Source organism: Capnocytophaga canis, assembly GCF_000827555.1.
Taxonomy (GTDB): Bacteria; Bacteroidota; Bacteroidia; order Flavobacteriales; family Flavobacteriaceae; genus Capnocytophaga; species Capnocytophaga canis.
In genome coordinates this window covers 1-3,852 of record NZ_CDOI01000185.1, presented here as the reverse complement: position 1 = coordinate 3,852, position 3,852 = coordinate 1, and the positions used below count along the sequence as shown (strand labels likewise).

Genomic DNA, 3,852 nt, shown 5'->3' with positions numbered 1-3,852 from the left:
ATTTGCTCATTCGTTGCCCGTTCATTGTCAGCATATTGGCGTGTAGCCAATAGCGTACGGGTGAGTGTCCGTGTCCGGCTTTGCCCTGAGCGATTTCGCATTCGTGATGTGGGAATTTCAAATCCATTCCGCCTCCGTGAATGTCAAACTCTTCACCTAAGTACTTAGTGCTCATTACGGTACATTCCAAATGCCAGCCCGGAAAACCATCTCCCCAAGGCGATGCCCACCGCATAATATGAGCAGGTGAGGCTTTCTTCCAGAGGGCGAAGTCCTGCGGATTTTTCTTTTCGCCTTGTCCGTCCAAATCGCGAGTGTTAGCGAATAGCTCCTCTATATTTCTGCGTGAAAGCTCTCCGTAATTCAGTCCGCGCCGATTGTACTCTTGCACGTCAAAATACACCGAACCATTACTTTCGTATGCAAAACCCTCTTTGACGAGTTTTTCGGTAAGTTGTATTTGTTCGAGAATATGCCCCGTAGCAGTGGGTTCGATAGTCGGAGGCAAATTGTTGAACATTTCCAATACTTTATGGAAATCCACCGTATATTTCTGTACGATTTCCATCGGTTCGAGTTTTTCCAATCGAGATTGTTTTACGAAGCGGTCGTTTTCAACGTTGCCATCGTCGGTAAGATGCCCCGCATCTGTGATGTTTCTAACGTATCGAACCTTATATCCGATGTGTTTCAAGTATCTGAAAATTAGGTCGAAAGACATAAAGGTTCGGCAATTTCCCAAATGTACGTTGCTGTAAACGGTAGGTCCGCAGACGTACATCCCGACGTGTCCTTCCTTCAAAGGAACAAAGTTTTCTTTTTCGCCCGTAAGGGAGTTGTATATGTTAAGTTTTTGCATTTTTGTAAATTCTTGTTCGTTTTTTTATCTATTTTGAAGTTTGGTACAAAAGTGTACGATACCTTAAGAAAAATCAGTTTTTGGGATTGTCAAAAACGAAAAACTTAAGATAGAAAAGCTACTAACTATATCGTAAATAAAGTTTAAAAAAACACTTTCGCCTATTAGCGAAAGTGTTTTCTTATTGTTAGGAATTACTTTCGTTTTTAATGTGAAAATCATCCTCTTTCTTTGGGGAATGAGATGAGAAATCTAGGTCAAAATTTTTACTGTCCCTAGTGTTTTTCTGAACGGCAATTGCACTAAAAATAGCCAATATAAACGAAAATGCGTAAAATCCTTTTTCGCTTGGCAATAATGTGTCGGCATTCCATAACCCTACAACTAGTAAAACAATTGATAAAATAGTTGAAAACCAACTTATTCCGTAGTAAATATCGGTTACAGGAATACCTTCCAATCGGTCGCGAACACTTTTTTGTACTGAAATTACGGCAAATAGTCCGTACATCAGTACCGTAAAGTAGTAGCCCTTTTCACTTAAAAGCATTTCGGCTCTCCAAAGACCAATCATATAGCCTAAAAAACCAATTCCTAATGCAATCCACGATGCCCCAATGAAGGCACTTGAAGGTTTTTGATTCATAATAAATTCATTTTATATTACGGCAAATGTATAATTTTTCTCAAATTAAACAAACTTATTTTGTAAAATGCAAGGCGTGAAATTTTTTAAAAATATAAATTGAAACATTAACCGTTTGAAATTTAATATTTTATTTTTTATTTTTTTCGTTTTGATAGTGAATTTAAATAGCGTGATTTTTGATAGGAAAAACATTTCTCTTCCAAAATTATGGCACAAGGAATGATTTACTGTATCAGATGACACTTTGGCAAATGCTCAAAATCTATTGATTTATTTGATTCTCAAATATACAACCTTTTTAGTTTCAAAAAAATCTTCGGTAAAAAAGTCGGATATGTTGTACAGTTGAACGTTTGTGAATGTAGCTAATTCTTCGCTCAAATCTCCTCCTTTTAGGTATAAAATTCCGTTTGGAAGTTCATGTTTGCCATCTTTTTTAACTTTGCCCTTGATCCATTTTACAAATTCAGGCATTTGGGTCACGGCTCGACTTACGATAAAGTCAAATTTTTTATCAATCAGCTCTACACGAGAGTTTATAGCAGTAACGTTCTCTAATCCAATTTCTTTCGCAACTTCTTTAACCACTTTTATTTTCTTTCCAATGGAGTCTACCAGCGTAAAATTCACTTCAGGAAACAAAATAGCTAATGGAATTCCAGGGAAGCCACCACCTGTGCCTACATCCATTATGTCAGAAGAGGGATTGAAGACCTGAACTTTAGCAATGGCTAACGAATGCAGTACGTGACGTTCATAAAAAGAATCCATGTCTTTGCGTGAAATGACATTAATTTTCGTATTCCAGCTTTCGTAAACCGATTTTAGTGCTGCAAATTGTTCTTTCTGTTGCAGAGTTAAATCTTTAAAGTAGGTAAGAATATGTTCCATAAACTTTTATAACAAATTCAGAGGCAAATGTATGAAAAAACGACCGATTTTAATCTAATACATCCAAATATTTTAGTATTTTTGTAGCCAGTAATTAACAATTTTATTTCTATGCAACAATTTTTATCGGAACGCATCATCAATATGGAAACTTCAGCTACTTTAGCAATGGCTGCTAAAACGCGTGAGCTGAAGGCACAGGGCAAAGATATTATAGGTCTCAGTTTGGGAGAGCCTGATTTTAATATTCCTGATTTTATAAAGGAAGCCGCCATCGAAGCCATTCATCAAAATTACAGTAAATACTCTCCTGTAGATGGATATGCTGATTTGAAAGAAGCCATCTGTCAAAAATTTAAGCGTGATAATAATTTGATTTATAAGCCTTCGCAAATTTCTGTAGCTACGGGTGCAAAGCAATGTTTAGCCAATGTAGCTTTGGTTATGATTAACTCGGGAGACGAAGTGATTTTCCCAGCTCCCTATTGGGTAAGCTACAAGGACATCGTGAAAATTGCGGAAGGAGTGCCAGTAGAGGTTTATACTACGATTGAAAATGATTTCAAAATGACTCCCGAGCAATTAGAGGCAGCGATTACTCCAAAAACTAAAATGGTGTGGTTCAACTCGCCTTGCAATCCAAGTGGTTCAGTGTACAGCCGTGAAGAGTTGGAGGCTTTGGCTGTGGTGTTGCGAAAACATCCAAACATATTTATTTTGTCCGACGAAATTTACGAATATATCAATTTTGTTGGTAAACATACCAGTTTCGCTGAAATTGAAGGTATGTATGATCGAACTATCACCGTGAATGGAGTGTCAAAAGCGTATGCTATGACAGGATGGCGAATAGGATATATAGGAGCTCCAGAATGGATAACTAAAGCCTGTACGAAAATGCAAGGACAAATTACCAGCGGAGCTAACTCAATTGCTCAACGAGCTACAATTGCTGCATTGAAGGCTCCTGTGAGCAATATTCAATACATGATTGATCAGTTTAAAAATCGAAGAGATTTGGTGTTGCGTTTGCTCGGCGAAATTGAAGGTTTCAAATTGAATGTTCCAGAAGGAGCGTTTTATGTTTTTCCGGACATTTCGTATTTCTTTGGTAAGACATTGCGAGGAAAAGAAATCAAAACTGCATCTGATTTTTCGTTATACCTGTTAGAAGAAGCAGGAGTTGCCACCGTAACGGGTGAAGCCTTTGGTGATGAACGTTGTATTCGTATTTCGTATGCTGCTTCAGAACAGGAACTTACGGAAGCGATTCGCCGAATTAAAGAATCATTGCAATAATTTTTTCAAAAAAAGTTGAATGATTTTTTGGTAGTTTGAGAAAAAGTGCTACTTTTGCATCCGCATTCAAGCACTAAGGGTTCTTAGCTCAGCTGGTTCAGAGCATCTGCCTTACAAGCAGAGGGTCACTGGTTCGAATCCAGTAGGACCCACT

4 protein-coding genes and 1 tRNA gene are annotated in these 3,852 nt (G+C 37.8%); 2 read left to right on the top strand and 3 right to left on the bottom strand.

All coding sequences use genetic code 11. The features are described 5' to 3' along the window. The 3 genes from CCAND38_RS09770 to rsmG form a co-directional block, all read right to left on the bottom strand. Positions 1 to 859 (bottom strand): cysteine--tRNA ligase (locus CCAND38_RS09770; RefSeq protein ID WP_042345093.1); only part of this gene is annotated, 859 nt, incomplete at its 3' end. A 187-nt stretch (positions 860 to 1,046) separates the two neighbouring features. Next, complete coding sequence (yiaA, locus tag CCAND38_RS09765) at positions 1,047 to 1,505, bottom strand: inner membrane protein YiaA (RefSeq protein ID WP_042345092.1); 459 nt, start codon at positions 1,503 to 1,505, stop codon at positions 1,047 to 1,049. A gap of 273 nt (positions 1,506 to 1,778) precedes the next feature. After that, positions 1,779 to 2,399, bottom strand: coding sequence for a 16S rRNA (guanine(527)-N(7))-methyltransferase RsmG (gene rsmG, locus CCAND38_RS09760; protein WP_042005701.1), 621 nt, complete (start codon positions 2,397 to 2,399; stop codon positions 1,779 to 1,781). A 111-nt stretch (positions 2,400 to 2,510) separates the two neighbouring features. On the opposite strand from rsmG, the gene CCAND38_RS09755 reads away from it, so the two are divergent. Then, positions 2,511 to 3,698: a pyridoxal phosphate-dependent aminotransferase gene (locus CCAND38_RS09755; protein WP_042345091.1), complete on the top strand. Its 1,188-nt coding sequence runs from the start codon at positions 2,511 to 2,513 to the stop codon at positions 3,696 to 3,698. Between the two features lie 77 nt (positions 3,699 to 3,775). Further along, positions 3,776 to 3,850, top strand: a tRNA-Val gene (locus CCAND38_RS09750). Positions 3,851 to 3,852 lie beyond the last annotated feature (2 nt).

Coding starts and splice junctions, on each gene's coding strand:
- rsmG (WP_042005701.1), bottom strand. CDS start 2,399: ATGGAACATATTCTTACCTACTTTAAAGATTTAACTCTGCAACAGAAA.
- yiaA (WP_042345092.1), bottom strand. CDS start 1,505: ATGAATCAAAAACCTTCAAGTGCCTTCATTGGGGCATCGTGGATTGCA.
- CCAND38_RS09755 (WP_042345091.1), top strand. CDS start 2,511: ATGCAACAATTTTTATCGGAACGCATCATCAATATGGAAACTTCAGCT.